Source organism: Variovorax sp. JS1663, assembly GCF_002157355.1.
GTDB lineage: Bacteria > Pseudomonadota > Gammaproteobacteria > Burkholderiales > Burkholderiaceae_C > Variovorax.
This window is the reverse complement of the sequence record NZ_LYMK01000005.1, coordinates 154,756-176,502: the sequence shown is the minus strand read 5'-3', so window position 1 is coordinate 176,502 and position 21,747 is coordinate 154,756. Positions and strand designations below refer to the sequence as shown.

Annotated in this window: 24 protein-coding genes; 6 read left to right on the top strand and 18 right to left on the bottom strand. The window is 67.4% G+C overall.

What is annotated here, in order from left to right:
- Positions 1-89: 89 nt before the first annotated feature.
- On the top strand, positions 90-626 hold the full coding sequence (locus A8M77_RS06975) for an OmpA family protein (RefSeq protein ID WP_086920815.1): 537 nt from the start codon (positions 90-92) through the stop codon (positions 624-626).
- A gap of 3 nt (positions 627-629) precedes the next feature.
- Here A8M77_RS06975 and A8M77_RS06970 read toward each other — a convergent pair whose 3' ends face one another.
- On the bottom strand, positions 630-1,019 hold the full coding sequence (locus tag A8M77_RS06970; RefSeq protein ID WP_086920814.1) for a cupin domain-containing protein: 390 nt from the start codon (positions 1,017-1,019) through the stop codon (positions 630-632).
- 119 nt (positions 1,020-1,138) lie between these two features.
- Here A8M77_RS06970 and A8M77_RS06965 point away from each other — a divergent pair, with 119 nt between their 5' ends.
- From A8M77_RS06965 to A8M77_RS06945, 5 genes are all read left to right on the top strand, one after another.
- The gene (locus A8M77_RS06965) at positions 1,139-2,020 is read left to right on the top strand and encodes a LysR family transcriptional regulator (protein WP_086920813.1); all 882 of its coding nucleotides are present in this window, start codon (positions 1,139-1,141) and stop codon (positions 2,018-2,020) included.
- Positions 2,021-2,093: 73 nt separating this feature from the next.
- Complete coding sequence (edd, locus tag A8M77_RS06960; protein ID WP_086920812.1) at positions 2,094-3,932, top strand: phosphogluconate dehydratase; 1,839 nt, start codon at positions 2,094-2,096, stop codon at positions 3,930-3,932.
- A complete protein-coding gene (gene eda / locus A8M77_RS06955) occupies positions 3,923-4,570 on the top strand; it encodes a bifunctional 4-hydroxy-2-oxoglutarate aldolase/2-dehydro-3-deoxy-phosphogluconate aldolase (RefSeq protein WP_086920811.1) in 648 nt (215 codons plus the stop codon). The genes edd and eda overlap by 10 nt, the downstream gene beginning before the upstream one ends.
- Entirely contained in the window at positions 4,567-5,292 is a 726-nt protein-coding gene (locus tag A8M77_RS06950; protein ID WP_086920810.1) for a haloacid dehalogenase type II, read from the top strand. The genes eda and A8M77_RS06950 overlap by 4 nt, the downstream gene beginning before the upstream one ends.
- Positions 5,293-5,525: 233 nt before the next feature.
- Positions 5,526-6,752: a tyrosine-type recombinase/integrase gene (locus A8M77_RS06945; RefSeq protein ID WP_086920809.1), complete on the top strand. Its 1,227-nt coding sequence runs from the start codon at positions 5,526-5,528 to the stop codon at positions 6,750-6,752.
- Here A8M77_RS06945 and A8M77_RS06940 read toward each other — a convergent pair.
- From A8M77_RS06940 to A8M77_RS06865, 17 genes are all read right to left on the bottom strand, one after another.
- A complete protein-coding gene (locus tag A8M77_RS06940) occupies positions 6,679-6,987 on the bottom strand; it encodes a helix-turn-helix domain-containing protein (protein ID WP_082321908.1) in 309 nt (102 codons plus the stop codon). The genes A8M77_RS06945 and A8M77_RS06940 overlap by 74 nt on opposite strands.
- 160 nt (positions 6,988-7,147) lie before the next feature.
- Positions 7,148-7,423: a DUF2274 domain-containing protein gene (locus A8M77_RS06935; protein WP_086920808.1), complete on the bottom strand. Its 276-nt coding sequence runs from the start codon at positions 7,421-7,423 to the stop codon at positions 7,148-7,150.
- Positions 7,420-8,733: a TrbI/VirB10 family protein gene (locus A8M77_RS06930; protein ID WP_238136743.1), complete on the bottom strand. Its 1,314-nt coding sequence runs from the start codon at positions 8,731-8,733 to the stop codon at positions 7,420-7,422. The genes A8M77_RS06935 and A8M77_RS06930 overlap by 4 nt, the downstream gene beginning before the upstream one ends.
- A gap of 2 nt (positions 8,734-8,735) precedes the next feature.
- Positions 8,736-9,749, bottom strand: coding sequence for a P-type conjugative transfer protein TrbG (gene trbG, locus A8M77_RS06925; protein ID WP_086920806.1), 1,014 nt, complete (start codon positions 9,747-9,749; stop codon positions 8,736-8,738).
- The gene (gene trbF, locus A8M77_RS06920) at positions 9,746-10,450 is read right to left on the bottom strand and encodes a conjugal transfer protein TrbF (protein WP_086920805.1); all 705 of its coding nucleotides are present in this window, start codon (positions 10,448-10,450) and stop codon (positions 9,746-9,748) included. Before trbF ends, trbG begins: the two co-directional genes overlap by 4 nt.
- 12 nt (positions 10,451-10,462) lie before the next feature.
- Complete coding sequence (trbL, locus tag A8M77_RS06915; RefSeq protein ID WP_086920804.1) at positions 10,463-11,833, bottom strand: P-type conjugative transfer protein TrbL; 1,371 nt, start codon at positions 11,831-11,833, stop codon at positions 10,463-10,465.
- Positions 11,834-11,851: 18 nt separating this feature from the next.
- Positions 11,852-12,625, bottom strand: a complete 774-nt coding sequence (gene trbJ, locus A8M77_RS06910) for a P-type conjugative transfer protein TrbJ (protein WP_086920803.1) — start codon at positions 12,623-12,625, stop codon at positions 11,852-11,854.
- Positions 12,622-15,069 (bottom strand): conjugal transfer protein TrbE, encoded by a 2,448-nt coding sequence (gene trbE, locus A8M77_RS06905; RefSeq protein ID WP_086920802.1) that lies wholly within the window; start codon positions 15,067-15,069, stop codon positions 12,622-12,624. Before trbE ends, trbJ begins: the two co-directional genes overlap by 4 nt.
- Before the next feature lie 10 nt (positions 15,070-15,079).
- Positions 15,080-15,364, bottom strand: a complete 285-nt coding sequence (locus A8M77_RS06900) for a VirB3 family type IV secretion system protein (RefSeq protein ID WP_086920801.1) — start codon at positions 15,362-15,364, stop codon at positions 15,080-15,082.
- Positions 15,361-15,669 carry a TrbC/VirB2 family protein gene (locus A8M77_RS06895; RefSeq protein WP_238136746.1) on the bottom strand — a complete coding sequence of 103 codons (309 nt, stop codon included), beginning with the start codon at positions 15,667-15,669 and terminating at the stop codon, positions 15,361-15,363. Before A8M77_RS06895 ends, A8M77_RS06900 begins: the two co-directional genes overlap by 4 nt.
- 92 nt (positions 15,670-15,761) lie before the next feature.
- Complete coding sequence (gene trbB, locus A8M77_RS06890) at positions 15,762-16,805, bottom strand: P-type conjugative transfer ATPase TrbB (RefSeq protein ID WP_086920800.1); 1,044 nt, start codon at positions 16,803-16,805, stop codon at positions 15,762-15,764.
- Positions 16,802-17,302 (bottom strand): CopG family transcriptional regulator, encoded by a 501-nt coding sequence (locus tag A8M77_RS06885; RefSeq protein ID WP_057597552.1) that lies wholly within the window; start codon positions 17,300-17,302, stop codon positions 16,802-16,804. The genes trbB and A8M77_RS06885 overlap by 4 nt, the downstream gene beginning before the upstream one ends.
- Positions 17,299-18,699 carry an IncP-type conjugal transfer protein TraG gene (gene traG, locus A8M77_RS06880; protein WP_272947428.1) on the bottom strand — a complete coding sequence of 467 codons (1,401 nt, stop codon included), beginning with the start codon at positions 18,697-18,699 and terminating at the stop codon, positions 17,299-17,301. The genes A8M77_RS06885 and traG overlap by 4 nt, the downstream gene beginning before the upstream one ends.
- Positions 18,650-19,321: a type IV secretory system conjugative DNA transfer family protein gene (locus tag A8M77_RS37195; protein ID WP_272947427.1), complete on the bottom strand. Its 672-nt coding sequence runs from the start codon at positions 19,319-19,321 to the stop codon at positions 18,650-18,652. The genes traG and A8M77_RS37195 overlap by 50 nt, the downstream gene beginning before the upstream one ends.
- Before the next feature lie 244 nt (positions 19,322-19,565).
- Entirely contained in the window at positions 19,566-19,835 is a 270-nt protein-coding gene (locus tag A8M77_RS06875; RefSeq protein WP_057598389.1) for an EexN family lipoprotein, read from the bottom strand.
- Positions 19,832-20,764 carry a LysR family transcriptional regulator gene (locus tag A8M77_RS06870; protein ID WP_057597550.1) on the bottom strand — a complete coding sequence of 311 codons (933 nt, stop codon included), beginning with the start codon at positions 20,762-20,764 and terminating at the stop codon, positions 19,832-19,834. The genes A8M77_RS06875 and A8M77_RS06870 overlap by 4 nt, the downstream gene beginning before the upstream one ends.
- Positions 20,765-20,811: 47 nt before the next feature.
- Positions 20,812-21,741 (bottom strand): electron transfer flavoprotein subunit alpha/FixB family protein, encoded by a 930-nt coding sequence (locus A8M77_RS06865; protein WP_057597549.1) that lies wholly within the window; start codon positions 21,739-21,741, stop codon positions 20,812-20,814.
- Positions 21,742-21,747 lie beyond the last annotated feature (6 nt).

The window sequence follows — 21,747 nt, the reverse complement described above, 5'->3', positions numbered from 1 at the left end:
TGGGGCTGCAACGGGCCCGCGCCTAGAATTTGGCGGTCATGGTTCACCGCACCATTATTTACCGGCCCCTCAACGAAGGAGTTCGACCCATGTCCGCATTCGCCGACGACGAGAGTCAGCAGAATTTCGTTCTCGCCTTCGTGCTGGGGCTCATCGCCCTGGTGATCCTCTTCGTGATCGGCATCGTGCTCTACACCCAGGGCCACAAGGCGCATCCCGTGGCGGCTGGCGCGGCCGCGCCGGCGTCGGTGGCCGTGGTGGAAGTCACCGAAACGGTGACGGTGGTCATTCCCGACGGGGCCAGCATCCGCGTGCAGGGCGGGACCGTGAACTTCTATTTCGCCACCGGCAGTGCCGATCTGGCGCCCGGTGCGGCCGAGGCGCTGGCCGTGGTGATCAAGGGCGTGGAGGGCGGCCGCAAGGCGGTGGTCTCGGGCTTCCACGACACCACCGGCGACCCGGCGCAGAACGAACAGCTCGCGAAGAAGCGGGCCGAGATGGTCCGCGACGTGCTTGCCGGCCTGGGCGTGCCGGCCGGCAGGATCGACCTGCAGAAGCCCGCCGTGACCACCGGCTCCGGCACCGACGCGCAGGCGCGCCGCGTGGAAGTCAAGCTGGTCGACTGAGGCTCACCACGGCAGCGGCATCGGCCTGCGCTCGAGGTCGAACACGCCGACCGGCGCGGCCGGAAACACGCCGGTGATCTCCATCGGCTCGTCCCCCACATTGAAGATCTGGTGCGGCACGTCGCGCGGCAGCAGCACGCTCGTCTCGGCGCCGAAGGGGTGCACGCGGCCGGCCAGGTGCACCTCGCCGCGTCCGGTGTGGCACAGCACCACCTCCTCGGTGTCGTGGGAGTGCGGCGGCGTCGCGGCGCCGGGCGCCAGCGTCTGGCGCCAGATCGACAGCTGGGTCGAGCCATGCTCGCGGCCGGCGAGCGTGCGGTGCGCGATGCCCGGCAGTTCGGCCAGGGGCAGGGCGGCGTGGGAGAAGACGGTGGCGTCGGGCGGGGTGGTCATGGGGCGGCTCCTGGGGTTTCGAGTGACGGTGAAGGCAGTGTCGTGAAGCGCGCGGCCATCGGGAAGACGTCTCAATAACCTAAGATTGAGGACATTCCTTCCTCAATCGGAGGTGTGCGATGCAGGGCCTGCAGCAGTTCCTCGCCTTCACCGAGACCGCCAAGCACGGCAGCTTCGCCGCCGCGGCGCGCGAGGTGGGCACCGCGTCCTCCACGCTCGCCAAGGCGGTGCTCCGCCTGGAGGACTCGCTGGGCGTCAAGCTCTTCCACCGCACGACGCGGCAGGTGACGCTCACGCCCGACGGGGAGCGCCTCTACCACCGCTGCCAGCGCGTGCTGGCCGAGATCGAGGACCTGCATGCCGATGCCGCCGGCACGCGCGCGAGCGCCACGGGCCTGCTGCGCATCGACATGCCGATCGTGTTCGGCCGGCGCGTGATCCTGCCGCTGCTGGCGCGGCTGCAGCAGCAGCATCCGGGCCTGGAGCTGGACCTGCGCCTGCAGGACGGTTACGTGGACCTGGTGAAGGATGGTATCGACCTGGCCATCCGCGTCGGCGCGCTGCAGGACTCCTCGCTGGTGGCGCGCCGCTTCGCGAGCCAGACCCTGCTGCTGGTCGCCGGCCCGGCCTACCTGGCCCAGCACGGCCAGCCGACCACGCTGCGGGCACTGGCGCAGCACCGTGCGATCGTCTTTCGAATGCCCACCAGCGGCCGCGACCGGCCATGGCAGTTCATCCAGCGCGGCCATGCCATCACGCTCCACCCGACGAGCCACATGCGCCTGAACGACGGCGAGGGCATGGTGCAGGCGGCCCTGCTCGGCCAGGGCATCGCGCAGCTGCCCGACTACATGGTCACCGACGAGCTGGCCGACGGCCGCCTCGTCGAGCTGCTGCCCTCGCTTCGGCCTGCGGCGATGCCGATCAGCGCGGTCTACCCGTCGCAGCGGCTGCTGCCGCCGCGGGTGCGGGTGGTGCTCGATGCCTTGACATCCTCGTAAGGTCGTGAGGGCTTGGTACGATGTATAGCCGCGTCGGCGTGGCGGCCGCGCGGCCACTGCACAGCGAAGCACCATGACCACACACCCCACAGTCCACGAGGTCACCGAGCGCATCCGTGCGCGCAGCCGTGACCTGAGAAGCGCCTACCTCCAACGCCTCACTGAGATCCGCAGCCGCGACCGCGGCTCCGACCGCATGGGCTGCGCCAACGTGGCGCACGCGGTCGCCGGCATCCCGGCCAACGACAAGCTCAAGGTCGTCGCAGAGCGGGCGCCCAACATCGGCGTCGTCACCGCCTACAACGACATGCTCTCGGCCCACGCGCCGTACCAGGGCTACCCCGACATCGTCAAGCACGAGGCGCGCCGCCTCGGCGCCACCGCGCAGGTGGCGGGCGGCGTGCCCGCCATGTGCGACGGCGTGACCCAGGGCACGCCTGGCATGGAACTGAGCCTGTTCAGCCGCGACGTGATCGCCATGGGCACCGCCGTGGCGCTCACGCACGACATGTTCGATGCCGCGCTGCTGCTCGGCGTGTGCGACAAGATCGTGCCGGGGCTGCTGATCGGCGCGCTGCACTTCGGGCACCTGCCCACCGTCTTCGTGCCGGCCGGCCCCATGCCCTCGGGCCTGTCGAACAGCGCCAAGGCCAAGGTGCGCGAGCAGGCCGCGCAGGGCCTGGTCGGGCGCCAGGGGCTGCTCGATGCCGAGATGGCCGCCTACCACGCCCAGGGCACCTGCACCTTCTACGGCACGGCCAACAGCAACCAGATGCTGCTGGAGGCGATGGGCCTGCATGTGCCGGGCACGGCCTTCATCCAGCCCGGCGACGCGATGCGCGAGGCGCTCACGCGCGAGGCGGTGCGCACGGTGCTGGGGCGTGCGGCCGACAATGCTTATGCGGTGCCGCCGATCGGCGAGATGGTGGACGAGCGCTGCATCGTCAACGCGATGGCCGCGCTGCTGGCCACGGGCGGCTCGACCAATCACCTGATCCACTGGGTGGCCGTGGCGCGTTCCGCTGGCATCCTGATCGACTGGAACGACTTCTCCGAGCTCTCGGAGGTGGTGCCGCTGCTCACCCGCGTCTACCCGAACGGCAGTGCCGACGTCAACGAGTTCCAGGCCGCGGGCGGCCCCGGCTTCGTGATCGGCGAGCTGATCGACGCCGGCCTCATGCACGGCGACGTGCTGACGGTGCGCACCGGCGGCCTGCGCGAGTACGCGAACATCCCGACCCTGGTCGGCGAGCCCTCGCAGGAGCACGTGCTCAAGTGGCATCCCGCCGCGCCCTCGAAGAACGAGGCGGTGGCGCGGCCGGTCTCGGCGCCGTTCAGCGCCACGGGCGGCCTGAAGCTGCTGTCCGGCAACCTGGGCCGCAGCGTGATCAAGGTGTCATCGGTGCCGGACGACCGTCACGTGATCGAGGCGCCTGCGCGCGTCTTCGATTCGCAGGGCGCGCTGCAGCAGGCCTTCAATGCCGGCGAGCTGGAGCGCGACGTGGTCTGCGTGGTGCGCTGGCAGGGCCCGCAGGCCAACGGCATGCCCGAGCTGCACAAGCTCACGCCGCCTCTGTCGGTGCTGCAGGGCAAGGGCTTCCGCGTGGCGCTGGTGACCGATGGCCGCATGAGCGGCGCCTCGGGCAAGGTGCCGGCCGCCATCCATGTCTCACCCGAGGCCGCCGCCGGCGGCCCCCTGGCCAAGGTGCGCGACGGCGACCTGATCCGCCTGGATTCGGTCGCCGGCACCCTGGCCGTGCTGCTGCCGGCCGACGAGTGGGCCGAGCGAAAGAACGCGACCATGCCCGACGAGCAGCGCAGCGCCAACGGCCACGGCCTGGGGCGCGAGCTGTTCGCCGGCATGCGCCGCAATGCATTGACTGCCGAAGAAGGAGCCTGCACATGGCTGTAGAGAACCACACGAGCATCACCGCGATCGAGGTGATGCGCGACGCGCCGGTGATCCCGGTGATCGTGCTGCACGACGTCAAGGACGCGGTGCCGCTCGCCCGCGCGCTGGTGGCTGGCGGCATCCGCATGCTGGAAGTGACCCTGCGCACGCGCGAGGCGCTCGAATGCATCGAGATCATCTCCAAGGAAGTGCCCGATGCGGTGGCCGGCGCCGGCACCATCCGCAGCGCGGCCGACGCGCAGGCCTCGGCCCTGGCGGGCGCGAAGTTCGGCGTGAGCCCGGGCTACACGCGCGCGGTCGGGAAGGCCTGCCACGACCTCGGCCTGCCGCTGCTGCCCGGCGTGGCCACCGGCAGCGAGATCATGCTGGCCCAGGAGGACGGCTTCACCGAGCTGAAGTTCTTCCCGGCCGTGCAGGCCGGCGGCGTCGCCATGCTGAAAGCCTGGCAGGGCCCCTTCGGCGACGTGAAGTTCTGCCCCACCGGCGGCATCACCGCGGCCAATGCGCACGAGTTTCTCTCGCTGTCCAACGTGGCCTGCGTGGGCGGCTCCTGGATCGTCCCCACCGATGCGATCGCGGCGGGCGACTGGGGCCGCATCGAGGCGCTGGCGCGCGAGGCCAGCAAGCTGGCGAGATGAGCGTCGACTTCGATCCGGGCGAGCTCAAGGTCATCGCCTTCGACGTCTTCGGCACGGTGGTGGATTGGTACAGCGGCATTGCCGCCGAGGCCGAGCGCCTGCTGCCCGGCGTGGACGGCGGTGCCTTCGCGCTGGCCTGGCGTGCCGGCTACCAACCCGCGATGAAGAGCGTGATGGAGCGCATCGCGGCGGGCGAGGGCGGCTTCACGCTGCTGGACGAGCTGCACATGGGCATCCTCGGGGGCGTGCTGCGCGACTTCGGCATCGAGGAGCTCGAGAGCGGGCGCAAGCGCGAGCTCAACAAGGCCTGGCACCGGCTGCCGGCCTGGCCGGACTCGGTGGAAGGACTGGCGCGGCTCAAGCGCAAGTACATCATCTGCTCGCTGTCCAACGGCAACATCGGCCTCCTGACCGAGATGGCCAAGAACGCCGGTCTGCCCTGGGACTGCGTGCTGTCGGCCGAGGTCTTCAAGGCCTACAAGCCCGACCCGCGCACCTACCTGGGCGTGGCGGCGGTCTTCGACGTGACGCCCAACCAGGTCATGCTGGCCGCCGCGCACCACGACGACCTGGCCGCGGCGCGGACCTGCGGCCTGCGCACCGGCTACATCGAGCGGCCGAACGAGTTCGGGCCGGCGCGGCCCAAGGACGTCTCGCCGCACCCCGACAACACGCTGCACGCGCGCGACATCGGGGCGTTGGCGGATCTGCTGGGCTGCTGAGAAGGCTCAGCGCAGGCCGCCGCCGGCGGCTTCGTCGGCGCGCTGGATCAGTTCGATCTTGTAGCTGATTGTTGTGTTTGTCGTCATTTTTTAATGTCTTATAAATCAATAGCTTATAAGATTTTTGTGCCTGAGAAGTGCCTCAAAAACATCCACAGACGCCACAAAATGGCGGCTGAAACTCGATCAGATCATGCGATGATCCATCTCATTCATGTGATGGAGATTGTGGCATGGCAAAACCCCGACTCAAGCCATCCGGGAAGTGGGAAATTGGGCTGAGGCACCCATCGCTTCCAAACGGACGCAAGTACTTCACCTTCGATACCGAGGCCGAGGCCATTGCCTACGGGCAGCAGTGGAAGCTGATGAAGCACGCGGACATCCCGCCGCCGGCAGAACTGACTGCCCCTACATCCCCCGGCGACGGCGTGCGCTTGTTGCGCATTCTTGGTGAGTGGTCGGACAGCGGCTTCGCGGCGCCTTCGCAAATTCTCACGCTCAAGACGCTGACGCATGAGGTGGGTTCGGTGCGGTTCTCGGACGCCAATTACAAGTGGCTGACCGGCTATCTCCGTTCCCTGAAGGTAGAGAAGAACCTGTCCCCTTCGTCCATCAAGCACCGCATTCAGGCGCTGAGCCGGGCCATTGACGAGTACCTGCGGCACAACGTGAACGTCAAGATCAGCAACCCCGTGAAGCTGCTGCCCAAGGGCTACTCGACTTATACCGACGTCGATGCCCAGATGGTCAAAGCCAAGGGAGGCAAGGTGAAGGTGAACCTGGCGCGCGACAGGCGCCTGCTGCCAGGGGAGCACGAGAAGATCGTGGCGGTGCTGTCGGGCTATGAGCGGCCGGATCGCGCGCGCGGCCTCGAACTCAAGGGCGGCGATGCGTTGCTGACCTTGTACCTGCTGATCCTGAACACGGGACTACGGCTCAGGGAGGCGTACACCCTGACCAGGGGCCAGATTGACATGGAGAACAAGGTGATCCATGCCAAGGAGACCAAGCAGTGGCGTGGGAAGATTTCTTATCGGGATGTCCCGATGCGCCCCGAAGTGCATCAGGCGCTTTCCTCGTACTTTGCATCGCGGCCGCCGTTTGAACCCGACGCGCACATCCTTCCGTTCCTCCACGAAGAAGGGATCGAGGAAGGGAAAATGGGCTTGGTGCGTACCAGTCAACGGCTGTCATTCCGTTTCAGGATCGCTTTCGAGTACATGGACATCGTTGGCCTCCATGAACATGACCTGAGACACGAAGCTACGTGCCGATGGCTGGAGCTGAAAGACAAAGACGGGCGCGATCTGTTCCGACTGGAGGAGCTGAACAAGATCATGGGATGGAAGCCGGGCTCGGTGATGGCCCAGCGCTACGCCAGCTTCAGGGGCGTGGACCTTGCGCAAAGGCTTTGGCCGGCACCGGAAGCGGTGGAGGCGTCTGTCGCCGCGGCTTGATCGGTATGTCCAGGCGCGGCACCGACTTTCGGGCGTTGAGGTCCTGGCGCCGCTCTTCCGCCTCTTTCCGGGCGCGGTCGGCAATGTAGGCCAGCAGGTCGGCCTTCACGTAGATCCAGCCGCGGCCGAATTTCATCCCCGGTAACTCGCCGGTTCGGGTCAGTTCCTCGATACGTTGCTCGGTGCAGTGCAGGAGTTCGGCGCACTGTTCGGCGTTGATCGTTTCGTCGGTCATGTGGCACCGCCTTGCTGATGGTGCTCGCGGCGCTCGGGCGGATCGAACACCATGGAGCTGCCCACCCACGAGCCATTCTTGACTTTGTGGTGTGCCGCGTTCTCGCTACAACCTAACCCAAGATGTGGCCAGATGGGCTCAAACGTTTTCACCAAGCAGTTCATTCCAGTACCCTGCCAGCACCGGCCGATTTGGTCGACGCCAATGGAGTCTTACCTTTGGCATCTCCTCGCCGGAATCCTCGGTCCCTGGCCATGAACGCTGCCAGCATGTGCGGAATCAGCGCCAGCGCATCCGTCGCCTCGCCATAGGTCTGAGCGTGCAGAGCGGCGTAGCGATCCAGTTCGGACTTGAGGTCGGACGGACAAGAGAAGGTCAGCTTGACGCTTTCGGTCTTGGGCAGAGGCCCCAGTCGAAGCTTGTGGTTCGTGCTCATCGCGGCGTCCCCCGGACGAAAAACAGCGGCTGGTAGGGCCTCAGCACCAGGTCGCGGTTGACGATGACGCGCATGGGCAAGCCGGGCCGCGCGGTCAGCGTGGGTTGGATGTTCAGGTTGCGGCGGGTCACCTCCTGACCGATCTGGTTCACGCTGTCTTGCAGGCTGTCCCGTCCGGCGATCACGATGCGGTTGCCGTCCTGCCGGTTCTCGGGCGCGGCCAGCTCGGCACCGATGCCCAGCAGCGAGGTCAGTGCGGCCCCTGCGAAGACGCGATCCCAGTGCCAGTCCACGCCATCTTCGAGCCCGGCCCGGCCGGCAGGGTCGGAACCCACCAGGTTGTCCAGTGTCAGTGACGACGTGTCGGGCAGGATCACCCGGTTCCACACCACCTGCACCCGGCTCTGGCCATAGCTCACCTGGCTGTTGTAGCGCCCGAGGATGCGAGAGCCCTGCGGGATCAGCAGGTGTTTGCCGGTGGCGGTGTCGTAGACCGGCTCGGTGACCGTGGCGATCACGTCGCCGGGCAGGTCGGACTGGATGCCGGTGACCAAGGCACCGGCGATCACCGTGCCCGCCATCACCTGGTACGGCGAGGCGGGCAGTTGCAGCGAGCCGGAATTGCGTGTTTCCGTGGAAGCGGTTTTCTGGAAAGCCTCCTTCTGGTCTTGCCGGTTCTGTGACGCCGTGGCGTCGGCACCGCTGGCCTGCGCCGGCGTGGACGCCGGGCCAGCCGCCATGGGGTCGAAACCCGTCAGGTCGCTGGGCACCGAGCTCGGGGTGCCAGGGGCCGCAGAGGTCGGCGCAGCAGTTGTCGCGCGCTGCGAACCATTGCGAAAGAACACCGATGCGGCGGCAGCTTGCTCGGACTCCTTGCGCCGGGCATCGCGCTCTGACGCGGCAGGGTCGTGTCCCGGCGGCGAATAGCTCGGCACCACCGGCTGTTGCGATTTGACGATGGCTGGGCCCAGGTCGCCGGGCAGGGGTGGCCCCAACTCCGGTACCGGTGCGGGTTGTTGCAGCTTGGAGTAGTCCGCCGGCAGCTGCCCCAGGCCTTCGGACCGCGAGACGCGATCAACGTTGAACAGCTCGGCGGGTTCGCTGGACTCCCGGCGGGTTTTGGGCTGCAGCGACCAGACCGTCGCTCCCAGCACGCCCAAGGCCAGCAGACCCGCCAGCAGCGCAAGGCTGCGGCGATTGAGCCGGGTCACCGGGCGTGGCTGGGCGCGCAGCGCCATCGAATCGGGAGACACCTTGGCCGCTGCAGGGCGGCCGGGCGCGCCCGACGGTGCAGGGTCGTGCATGGGCATGTTCAGTTCCTCCGAGTGGTCGGCGTCCATCCGTCCGTGCGCTCGATGCGGACCACGTCGCCCTTGTCGGCGCCCAGCCGCAGTTCTGCCGCACCAAACAGGCGGTCGACGATGTAGTAGGGCGAGCGGAAGCGGTAGTTCACCAACTGCCCGTCGCCCTGCGCGCCGATCACGAACAGCGGCGGCAACTCGCCTTGCGCGATGCCAGCCGGGAACTGGATGTAGACCTTCTCGCCATCGTCAAAGGCCCGCAGAGGCTTCCAGGGCGGCGTGCTGCCGCTGATAGCGTAGCGAAAGCGCAGGCGCTCCAGCGACAGCCCAGCGTCCACGGGCGCTGCCGTCTTTGCCGCCTGGGCCTGGCGCTGCAAGGCCAGCATGCGGTCTTTGGGGTAATCCCAGGACACCGAGGCCATCCATGCTTTCTCGGTCGAGGTCAGTTCGATCAGATAGGTGCGCCGGTTGGTGGTGATCACCAGGTTGGTCTTCAGGCCGGTGCGCACCGGCTTGACCAGCACGTTCACGCGCAGCGCATCGCCGGCTCCGCTGGACGTGTCGCCGACGATCCAGCGCACCGTATCACCGGCTGCCACCGTGACCAGCTCTTCGCCCGCTTGCAGCGAAATCACCGTCACGCGACCTGGCGCGGCATAGACCTGGTACAGCGCGCCGTCCGTGTAGGGCCATACCTGGATCGCATTGACGTAGCCCTCACGCGTCGGTGCGACCCGGGCCTCTTCGTTGGCCCTTGACACCCGCAGCCGTTCGTCCACGGGCTCGGGCACGGGCGGCTTGTCCTGCGCTGCAGGCAGCAGCTTCATCTGCGAGGGCATGGGCAGCACCTGCGGTACCGCGACCACCTCCACCGGCTGGGGCGGCTCGGGCAGGGGCTGCGCCATCACCGGCTCGTCAAGTGGAATCACTGGTGGTGGCGTGCCTGGCGACGCGCAACCCGTCAGAGTGGCGGCAACGGCGATCGCACTGAAGAGCAAGCGATGGGTCTGGTTCGGAGTGTTCATGGTTTGCTTCCTTCATTCGCATCCAGTTCTCGGGTCCAGGACAGGCCGTTGACGTAGATGCCCAGGGGATTCTTGCGCAGGCGCTGCTCGGTGCGCGGCGTCTGCAGCACGATCGAGACCACGGCTGTCCACCGCTCGGTGCCGGCTGGTGCGCCGTTGACGAAGCGCTGCTCGGTCCAGCGCACGTTGAACGAGGCATCGCTGGCCCGGACCACGCTGGTGATCTGTACCGTCGCAGACTCCTTGCCCACCCGCACGAACGGATCGTTGGTGCGGGCGTATTCGTTGAGCACGGCGGCCCCGCGGTCGGTCGTGTAGTCGTAGGCGTCCAGCCAGTTCTGCCGCACCACGATCGGGTCGATGGACAGCGAACGCACCAGCGTCACGAAGCGGGCCAGGTGGTGCGCGATCTGCGCATCGCCGGGGCGGTAGGGTGAGGCAGCCTCGCCCACGGTGCGCACCTGACCTGCCTGATCCACCTCCACCACGTAGGGCGTCACGATGGACTGTGCCGAGCGCCAGACCAGACCACCGGCCATCAATAAGGCCAGCGACAGACAGCCAAAGGCCATCAGGCGCCAGTTGCGGGCCTGCACGCGGGCCGATCCGATGCGCTCGTCCCAGGCCTGTGCGGCCGATTGGTAGGGGGTGGCAGGCTGCGGCGTGTCGGCATAGCGCACCTGCGGTCGTTTGAATCGCATGCTGGGTTCTCCTCAGGAATCCGAATCACGAAGGCTGGGCCCGCTGCCCGAGCCGCCCCCATCGCCACCGCGCAGGGTGTGCGAGGCCGTCGTGGCGGCGTGCCCCATCTGCTGGCGCCGGCGCATGCGCTGCGCCCAGGCGGGCTCGGTGGCGGGCGCTGAGGTGGATGTGCTCGAAGTGGCCGATTCGGCGCTCGATGCCGCAGCAGGCGCAGCGGCCTCCGCCACGAAACCCGACACCTTGTCTTTCACGGTCTTCGCACCTTCGGCCAGTTTTTGTCCCACCGCGCTGGCGCCTGTGCGGGCCGCGTAGGCCACGCCGGCCCCGGCGGCGCGCAGCGGACCGCCAGAGGAAGCGGCAGCGCCGGCCTCGTAGGCGGATTTCGCGCCGGCCGCGAGGCCACTGGCCGAACGGGCCGCCGAAGCGCCACTGCTGATCGTGGCGCGTGCCGCGCCCGGCGCCATGCGTGCGCCGGCGGCCACAGCCGCACCGGCACCTGCCATGGCAGCGCCTCCGGCCACCGCCAGACCCGTGGCCCCCAGCGCCGTGCCGGCCACCGCGCCCGCACCCAGCTGCGGTGCCCCCGACACCAGGCCAGTCGCGATGCCGGGCCCGAAGATGCCCAGTCCCAGCAATGACAGTGAGGCCAGCATCACCACCAGCGCGTGGTCGATGGAGGGCTCGGCTGGTGCCGTCTGGAACTGGGCGAACAACCCTGTGCCGATGCCCACGATCACCGCGAGCACCAGCACCTTGATGCCCGAAGACACCACGTTGCCCAGCACCTTCTCGGCCAGGAAGGTGGTCTTGTTCCACAAGGCAAAGGGCACCAGCACGAAGCCGGCCAGCGTCGTCAGCTTGAATTCCAGCAGCGTCACGAAGAGCTGCACGGCCAGCACGAAGAAGCTCACGATTACCGTGAGCCAGGCCAGGAACAGCACCACGATGGGTGCGATGTTGATGAACACCTCCGGAAAGCCGGACAGGTCGCTGATCTGCTGCAGGATGGGGGCCGCCGCATCGATGCCGGCCTTGGCCAGGTGGCCCGGCTGCAGGAAGGAGGCCAGGCTCATGCCCGAGCCACTGGCCTGCAGGCCCAGGCCAGCGAACGAGCGGAACACGATGCCCGACAGGCTGTTGAAGTTGCCGATGATGTAGGCGAAGGCACCCACATAAAGCACCTTGCGGATCAGCTTCGCCATCACGTCCTCGCCCTGGCCGGTGGCATGGCCCATGGCCCAGAACAGGCCGACCAAGGTCATGTCGATGGCCACCAGCGTGGCGGTGAGGAAGGCGACCTCGCCGTTCAGCAACCCGAAACCCGAGTCGATGTAGGTGGAGAACGTGTTCAGGAAGCGGTCGATGACGGCGACGTCGTCCATGGCAGGGCCTCCGGTGGTTCAGTGGCCGTAGAAGCTCACGCCCTGTGGCGTGTAGCCCGTGCCGCTGCCGATGAATCGGCGCGTCACCTCGCGGCCGCGCTCGATGGCCGCAGCCTGCCGGGCCAGCTCCAGCGAGGCTGCGCGGTCCTGCGTCAGCATCAGCTGCTGCGACTGGATGGACTGCTTGGCCTGCAGGGCCAGCAACTGGTTGGTGGCCTGCATGGCCTGCAGCGCTCCGGTGGCCGACTGGCTCTGGCTGACCAGGTCGGCCAGCACGCCTTCGTCCAGGCTCAGGTTCTGCGACACCTGGGCCTGCATCTGCATGGCGGTCTGCAGGCCATTGAGCGTGTTCTTCCAACGCTGGCGCGCGTCCTGGAACATCTGGTTGCCACTCACCGTGGCGGCGTACTGCTCGGGATAGAGGCGGGCGAACTCGGCGTCGAGGTTCGATACCTGGTAGGCCAGGCCCTGGGCCTGGGCGATCAATTGCCGCGTCGTGTCCAGCGTCGAGCGCAGGCGGTTGACGACGTTGAATGGCAGGCTCGCCAGGTTGCGCGCCTGGTTGATCAGCATCTGCGCCTCGTTCTGCAACTGGCGGATCTGGTTATTGATCTGCTCCAGTGTGCGCGCAGCGGTCATGGTGTTCTGCACCAGGTTGACCGGGTCCAGCACGATGTCGCCCACGCCGAAGAGTGCGTGTGCGGGCTGCGTGACGCCCAGGGTCAGCGCGGCGGCGGTGGCCAGCGCTGTCAGGCGGGACTTGAGGGCTCGGGCGGGGAACTGAAAGCTCATGGCGTTTCTCCTGAAGGTCGGGCATGCCCGGGTTGGTGGTGGGTGTGTTGGTGAAAGAGATCGGCCGCCCAGTCCAGGCCACGGCGGCGCAGCCAGGCCGGGGCGAAGCCCTCGGGCGGGTGCGAAGCCAGCACCTCGTCGATAAGGCGCTGGTCCTGCGGTGTCGAGGCTCCGGCGAAGGCCAGGGCCACGGCGCGCAGGTCCAGATCGAACAGGCGGTTGCCCAGCCGGGATTGGTAGTAGTAGTCGCGCTTGGGCACGGCGGTGGCCACGATCTCGATCTGGCGGCGGTTCAGGCCGAAGGCCTCGTAGATCGAGCGCACCTGGGGTTCGGTGGCCTGCGGGTTGGGCAGGAAGATGCGGCTCGCGCAGCTCTCCACGATGGCCGGAGCGATGCTCGATCCCTGGACGTCGGCCAGGCTCTGCGTGGCGAACAGCACCGACACGTTCTTCTTGCGCAGCGTCTTGAGCCACTGGCGGATGCGCGCCGCGAACACCGGGTCGTCCAGGAACAGCCAGGACTCGTCCAGCATCAGCAGGGTGGGGGCACCATCGAAGCGTGCCTCCAAGCGTGCGAACAGGTAGCCCAGCACGGCCATCACCGCCGCACGGCTGCCCATCAGCTCTTCCATCTCGAAGCACTGCACGTCGGCAGTGCCCAGGCGGTCGTGATCAGCGTCCAGCAGCTTGCCGTGGGCGCCGCCCAGCACGTAGGGGGCGAGCGCCTGGCGCAGCGCGTTGGACTGCAGCAGCACCGACAGACCGGTGAGCGTGCGCTGCTCGCGCGGCGCGCCGGCCAGGCTGCCCAGCGCCGACCAGATTGCAGCCTTCTCGTCCGGCCCCACGGCCACGCCCTCGTGCACCAGCCGGCCTTCGACCCACTCGGCGGCCCAGCTGCGGTAGCCCTCCTGGTCGATGCCGGCCAGTGGCTGAAAAGCGATGTCGCCGTCGCTGCCCAGGTCGTAGTGCTCGCCACCGAGGCCGAGCACCGTGGCGCGCATGGACCGGCCCATGTCGAACGCGAAGATGCGCGAACCGGGGTAGCGCCGGAACTGCAGGGCCAGCAAGGCCAGCAGCACCGACTTGCCCATGCCGGTTGGTCCCACCACCAGGGTGTGGCCCACGTCACCGACGTGGGTCACCAGCCGAAACGGCGTGGAGCCCTCGGTGCGGGTCACGACCAGGGGCGGACCGTCCAGGTGCCGGTTGCGCTCCGGTCCCGCCCACACCGCCGACACCGGCATCAGGTGCGCCAGGTTCAGTGTCGAGACGATGGGCTGGCGCACGTTGGCGTAGGCGTTGCCTGGGATTGACGACAGCCAGGCCTCCACCGCGTTCAGCGTCTCCGGGATGGTGACGAAGCCGCGCCCCTGGATCACGCGTTCGGCCCTGCGCAACTTCTCGTCGGCAGCGCTCGCGTCGGCATCGAGCACTGTGACCGTGGCGGTCACGTAGCCAAAGGCCACCTGGTCGCCGCCCAGCTCCTGAAGGGCCGCATCGGCATCGGCCGCTTTGTTGCCGGCGTCGGTGTCCACCAGCGGCGACTCCTGCTGGAATATCGTCTCGCGCAGCAGGGCCAGCACGTTCTTGCGCTTGGCGAACCACTGCCGGCGCAGCCGGCCCAGCTCCTTCTCGGCCTCTGCCTTGTCCATGCACAGGAAGCGCGTGGACCAGCGGTAACCGAAGCCGAGCCGGTTCAGATCGTCCAGCACGCCGGGCCAGGTGGACGTGGGGAACCCGCGCACCGTGGCCACCCGCAGATGCGCGTCACCCAGCATGGGCGCCAGACCGCCCAGCAGGGAGGCATCGGCCAGCAGCGCATCGAGGTGGAAGGGCACCTCGGGAACGGCCACCGGGTAGGTGCGTGGCGACACCGTGGTATGCAGGTAGCTCAACGTGTCGGCGTCCTGCAGCCAGGCGATCTCCGGCATCACGCCGTCGAGCAGGTCGAATACGCGGTCGGTCTCGGCGATGAAGGCGGCCAGCCGTTCGCGCCAGTCCACACCGTTGCTGGAGCGGTTTTCGTAGAGCAGGTTGGCGGCCCGTGCGCGCGATTCCTCGGGCGGCAGGTACTGCAGCGTGAAGTGGTAGCGGCTCTCGAAGTGGCTGGCCGATTCTTCGAAGGCTGCGCGCCGCTCTTCGTCCACCAGCCACGACAGCGCGTCCGGAAAGGACGAGCGCGGGTAGTCGGCGGCTAGTCGGCGCTCGGCGTCCACGTACAGCGCCCAGCCCGACCCCAGACGGCGCAGCGCGTTGTTCAGGCGCGCGGTGGTGGCAACCAGCTCGCCCTGCGTGGCACTGTCCAGGTCCGGCCCTCGAAAGCGTGCGGTGCGCTGGAACGAGCCGTCCTTGTTCAGCACCACGCCGGGCGCTACCAGTCCGGCCCAAGGCAGCCAGTCGGCCAGCAGGGCGGGGCGTTGCCGGTACTCGGAGAGGTTGAGCATGGCGTCGTCCTCACACGTCCAGCAGAGGCTTGTGCTTCAGGTGCCGGGCAAACACCGCCATGAACTGCGGATCGGCCCGCGCACCCCAGACAGCAAGCGAATGGCCCACGATCCACAGCACAGCGCCCGGAATCCACAGCTGCAAGCCCAGACCCACTGCGGCGGCCAGCGTCCCGTTGGCGATGGCTACCGTGCGCGGCGCGCCGCCCATCAGGATGGCCTCGGTCAGCGAGCGGTGCAGCGGAATCTCGAAGCCGCTGGCCAGTGAGGTGGCGTGCTCGGCACCGCCGCTCATACCAGCGCCCCGCCCGAGAAGCTGAAGAAGCTCAGGAAGAAGGACGAGGCCGCGAAGGCGATCGACAGACCGAAGACGATCTGGATCAGCTTCCGAAAGCCGCCAGAGGTGTCACCGAAGGCCAGGGCCAGGCCGGTGGCGATGATGATGATCACGGCCACGATGCGGGCCACCGGACCCTGGATCGAGTCCAGGATGGATTGCAAAGGCCCCTCCCAGGGCATGCTGGAACCGGCTGCCTTGGCCGTGCCGGCCAGGCTCAGCATGATGGATGCGGTGAGCAGACCCTGGCGGGCGGGCTGCATCAGCCGGTTCAAGCGGCGCAGCCGGGCTGTTCGCGAGGACACCAGCAGACGGGTGAACGGTTGGGCAAAGGAGCGCAGGGCAAGCGAAGGGGTCATGAAAGATCTCCGGGTGGGGTTGAGGAAGGGGAGTGCTCCGCTGAAGGCGGGGAGGGCGTTGGCAGTTCAGGCAATGGCTCGTTCACCGACACCAGGTGGTAGCCGGTGCTGTCGTGTCCGGTGACGTGGGCAATCGTCTCGATGCGGCGCTTGCGCCCGCGACCGGCGATGTACACCACCACGTTGATCGCCTCGGCGATCAGGGCGCGCGGCGGGTTCACCGCGACCTCCAGGATCAGTTGCTCCACCCGCAGCAACGCTCCGAGTGCGGAGCCGGCATGAATGGTGGCGATGCCGCCAGGGTGGCCGGTGCCCCAGACCTTGACCAGGTCCAGCGCTTCGCCGCCCCGCACCTCGCCCACCACCACGCGGTCGGGCCGCAGCCGCATCGTGGCGCGCACCAGCTCGGTCATCGAGACGGCACCCGCGCGCGTGCGCAGCGGCACGTGGTCGCGCGCGGAGCACTGCAGTTCGATCGTGTCTTCGAGCACCAGCACCCGGTCGCCGGTGGCGGCGATCTCGGCCAGCAGCGCATTGGCCAGTGTGGTCTTGCCGGTGCTGGTGCCTCCCGCGATCAGGATGTTCTGCCGCTCGTGCACGGCCCGACGCAGGAAATCGGCCTGCTCTGGGCTCATCATCCCGTCGGCCACGTAGCGGTCCAGCGGGATCACGCCCACGGCGCGCTTGCGCAGCGCGAAGGCCGGCCCCGGTGCCGCCGGCGGCAGCACACCCTCGAAGCGTTCACCCGTCTCGGGCAACTCGGCGGTGAGCAGCGGCTGGCCCCGGTGCACCTCGGCACCCACGTGGGCCGCCACCAGGCGAATGATGCGTTCACCATCAGCCGCCGACAGCGTCATGCCCGTCGGTGCTCGCCCGGTCGAGAGCCGGTCGATCCAGAGCGTGCCATCGGGGTTGAGCAGCACCTCCACCACATCCCGGTCTTCCAGCGCGGCCGCGATCACCGGCCCCATCGCCGTGCGCAGCATGCGGACACGGCGGTCGAGCGTGGTCTTTTCGGGGCTGGGTGGGAGGGCCGTCATGGGGTTGGGCCCTCGTTCGGTTGGGTCGAGTCCACGCTGTCAGTTGGCGCGGCTGCGGCCTCATCCAGTTGCCGGTTCAGGCCTTGCTCCTGTGGATGCAGTTCCTCAATCACGTCGCGCACCAGGCTGCGACCGCGCAGCAGGTGGCGGCTCAGTTGTTCGACGAACTGTTCGAAGCGCGCCTTGCCTTGTGCGCGGGCCGCATCCTGATGGCTTTCAGGCACCGGTGTGCTGACGGTCAGGTAGTAGCGGATGAACAGCGCCAGCGTCTCAATCTCGATGTTCTGGTCGCGCTCCAGCCGCTCGAACTGGCGCGAGAGACGGTCCAGCCGCTTGGCGATGGCGGCCTCCCGTTGGTCGCCCGAGTCCGGCGACAGCCACGAGGACAGCGCTGCTGCAACGATGGACGACTTGGAAACGCCCTTCTTGGCGGCCACCTCTTCGAGGCGGCGCGCGTGCTCGGGCGGGATGAACAGGTTCAGGCGGTACTGGCTCATAGTGCGATGCCGTCGTCGGGGTCGAGTGCGGCCAGGCGCGCCGCGCGCTGCGGGGCCGGGTCGATCTGGCGGGGGAGGGGCAGGGGGGCGTCGTCGTCATCGAGCAGTGCCAGGTCATTGGTCAGTGCGTCGAGCGTGGGGCTGTGCGTCGCAATCTCCGTCAGTTCTGGCTGCAGGCGGGGACCGCCTTCGTCGGCATCTATGCCAGGCATGAAGGCTGTGTTGGATGCAGTAGGTGCCAACGGCGCGGCCAGTTCGCCCCAGTCGTCAGCCCGCACCGGTGGCGCATCGGGGTAGGGGCCCGCAATTAGGACGGGCGGCGGCAACACGCGGCGCTTGAAGTTCGCGTCGGCGTAGTAGCGCAGCTTGCGGGCCTTGACCGGTGGCGTGCTGGAGACCATCACCACCGCTTCGTCGGGTGGCAGCTGCATCACCTCGCCAGGCGTCAGCAGCGGGCGCGCCGTCTCCTGGCGCGAGACCATCAGGTGACCCAGCCAGGGCGCCAGCCGATGGCCGGCGTAGTTGCGCTGGGCGCGCAGCTCGGTGGCCGTGCCCAGTGTCTCGGAAATGCGCTTGGCCGTGCGTTCGTCGTTGGTGGCAAAGGTCACCCGCACGTGGCAGTTGTCCAGGATCGAGTGGTTCTGGCCGTAGGCCTTGTCGATCTGGTTCAGGCTCTGCGCGATCAGGAAGCTGCGGATGCCGTAGCCCGCCATGAAGGCCAGCGCGGTCTCGAAGAAGTCAAGACGACCCAGCGCCGGGAACTCGTCGAGCATCAGCAGCAGCTTGTGCCGTCGCGCGATGCCGTCGGAGCCATCCAGCGACTCGGTCAGCCGCCGTCCCACCTGATTCAGGATCAACCGGATCAACGGCTTGGTACGGCTGATGTCGGAGGGCGGCACCACCAGGTACAGCGACACCGGGTGCGCGGTCGAGATCAGGTCGGCAATGCGCCAGTCGCAGCGGGAGGTCACCTTGGCCACCGTCGGGTCGCGGTATAGACCCAGGAAGCTCATCGCGGTGGAGAGCACACCCGAGCGCTCGTTCTCACTCTTGTTGAGCACCTCGCGCGCGGCGGATGCGACGACGGGGTGCGGGCCACCGCCTTGCGCGTTCGCCAGGTGAGGCGTCGTCATCATCCGGTGCAGCGTCACCTCGAAAGGGCAGGCCGGATCGGACAGGAAGTTGGCCACGCCGCGCAGCGTCTTGTCTTCGCCCGCGTAGAGCACGTGCAGGATGGCCCCCACCAGCAGCGCGTGCGAAGTCTTCTCCCAATGATTGCGGCGCTCCAGTGCGCCCTCCGGGTCCACCAGGATGTCAGCGATGTTCTGCACGTCGCGCACTTCGTGTTCACCACGTCGAACCTCCAGCAGGGGGGTTGTATGCGGCCGATCGCGCATCGGTGGGGTTGAACAGCAGGCAGTGCGAGAAGCGCGAGCGCCAGCCGGCCGTCAACTGCCAGTTCTCGCCCTTGATGTCGTGGATGACGGCCGAGCCGGGCCACGACAACAGCGTGGGCACCACCAGGCCGACGCCCTTGCCCGAACGTGTGGGCGCAAACGCCAGCACGTGTTCCGGCCCGTCATGGCGCAGGTAGTGCTCACCATGCTGGCCGAGGAACACTCCGCCGGGGCGGTTCAGGCCCGCCTGGCGCACGTCATCTGCCGTGGCCCAGCGGGCGGTTCCGTAGGTGGTGACCAGTCGCGACTGCCGCGAGCGCCAGACCGACATACCCACCGCCACGCCCACCGAGGCCAGGCCGCTGCCGCCTGCTATCGCGCCGCCCACGTCGAAGACATCGGGTGCGTAGGCGTCGAAGAAGAACCACCATTCGAAAAGGCGCCAGGGATGGTAGACCGGCGAGCCGAAGGCCTCGAACCACGGAGTGCCCAGACGCGCCTGATGGCCGAGTGCCGTAGCGGTCCACTGGGTTGCACCCCACACGCCGACCACGACGACGCCCAGAACCGCCGCGATCTGACCGTAGAGAACCCCCTGGTGGCTTTTGCCCTGAGCCTGCACCTTGACCTCCGATTCTGTGGCCCGCCATGCGGAGCCATGCGCGCGGCACGAAGGTGTGCCGCACGCATGAGCATCAAGGCTGGCTATCGGTGGGTCAAAGTCCGAAATCGACAGGCTCGCAACTCGGCCTGCAAGAATGCAAGTGGCAGCGTGCTGCCGCGTGTCATGGCTCCCTGAAACGATGCGCTTAGCACCGCTTCCATGCGCGAGATGAGTGCCACCGAGTGTGGCCACGAACGCAAGTTCAGAACTTGGGCGATTCCTTGGGTGGGTTGTACGGCACCTTGCCGTCCCCGAAAAATCGTCGCTTCGAGGCCTCGGCCACGCGGTCACAAAGTTCGTCGCCCAGTTTCGTGCGCTCGGTCTTGCACTGCTCTCTCAGCAGCTTCAACCGTTCTGGATCGGCCATAAACGATTCCAGCGAATCAGTGGGCTGCTGCTTGCCGCAGGCCGACAGAAGGAGGGTGGCCGAGGTAACTGCCAAGGCTGCTTTCCATTTGTGAAGCTTTTTCATGTCGTACTCCCTGGTGAAGTGTCCTGAGCATCATTGGCCGGCCGATCCGGCGCGTTTATGAGTGCTCTTTCTACGAAACGTCGCAAGGTCTCAGACGGGTCACCGATACGGTGGATCAGGTAGGTGGTCAGCAACGGTGTGCGGCCTGCCAATGGCCTGGTGACGATTTCTGGGTGGCTGCTGGTTGATACGTGTGCCTCTGTCGAAAAGCCCAACCCGTATCCCGCTGCCACTAGCGTCACCATGAGGTCGTGACTGGCGACTCGCTCAGCCACGATGGGCTCCATGTCAGTCGCGCGAAGTACCCGGTCCAGCTGGCGACAGCAGCCCTCGCAGACCTCAGGGTCGCACAGCACCAGTGGGTAGCGCAGGACCTCGTTCAGCGGCGGTTTCTCGTAGGCCAACAAGGGGTGACGCAAAGGCATCACCACCACTATCGTGTCGCTCCATGCCGGCACAGCAGACAGAGCCTCGCCGACATCCGTCCATTGGGAAAACCCCAAGTCATACAAGTCGGATTCGAGGCCCTTGATCTGCTGCGCCAGCGGAACCTCGTATAGGCGGATTTCCGTATCTGGCTCCTCTTCACGGCAACCCGATAGCAATGCAGTGAGACGGGCCTGCGAGATGTCTTCGGACAGCGCGATGCGCAACTGCCTCTGGTAACCGGCCGACACGGCCCGTACGCTGTCACGAGCCTGGGTCAGCGCAGCGAACACGCGTGGCACGTGATCCATGAAGACCTGACCAGAACGGGTCAGGCGCGTGCTGCGGGTGTTGCGGTCGAAGAGGCGGACCCCCAGCTCTTCTTCCAGTTCCTTGATCGCCCGCGAAAGTGGCGACTGTTCAATGTGAAGCTTCTCAGCGGCTCTGGCGAAGTGCAGTTCCTGAGCGACCGCCAAGAAGCACCGAAGGTGCCTCAGTTCCATTGTTTTCCCTGAATGTTTTCATTTTCTGCTTCAAGCTACTTCTGTTCTTAAATCGCTACCACCAGCTCGGGCACAGCGGTGAACAGGTCGGCCTCCAGGCCGTAGTCGGCCACGCTGAAGATCGGCGCCTCGGGGTCCTTGTTGATCGCCACGATCACCTTCGAATCCTTCATGCCCGCCAGGTGCTGGATCGCACCCGAGATGCCCGCGGCGATGTACAGCTGCGGCGCCACGATCTTGCCCGTCTGACCCACCTGCAGGTCGTTCGGGGCGTAGCCCGCGTCCACCGCCGCGCGGCTGGCACCGATGGCCGCGCCCAGCTTGTCGGCCAGCGGGGTCATCACTTCGTTGAACTTCTCGCTGCTGCCCAGCGCACGGCCACCGCTGACGATGATCTTGGCCGCCGTCAGTTCCGGGCGGTCGCTCTTGGCGATTTCGCTGCCCAGGTAGCTGCTCTTGCCGTTGCCCGCTGCGGCCGCAACCGGTTCCACGGCGGCCGATCCACCCTGGCCTGCCGGGTCGAAGCCGGTGGTGCGCACGGTGATGACTTTGGTGGCGTCGCCGCTCTGCACGGTGGCGATGGCGTTGCCGGCGTAGATGGGGCGCTCGAAGGTATCTTGGCTGATGACCTTGGTGATGTCGCTGATCTGCGCGACGTCGAGCTTGGCGGCCACGCGCGGAGCCACGTTCTTGCCGCCGGCCGTGGCAGGGAACAGGATGTGGCTGTAGGCATTGGCGATGGCCAGCACCTGGGCGGCGACGTTTTCGGCCAGGCCGTGGGCGAAGCCTTCGCCATCGGCGTGGATGACTTTGGCGACACCGGCGATCTGGGCGGCGGCGGCTGCAGCGGCAGCGGCGTTGTGGCCGGCCACCAGCACGTGCACGTCACCGCCGCAGGCAGCGGCGGCGGACACGGTGTTGAGGGTCGCGCCCTTGATGGCGGCGTTGTCGTGTTCGGCAATGACGAGTGCGGTCATGTTGTT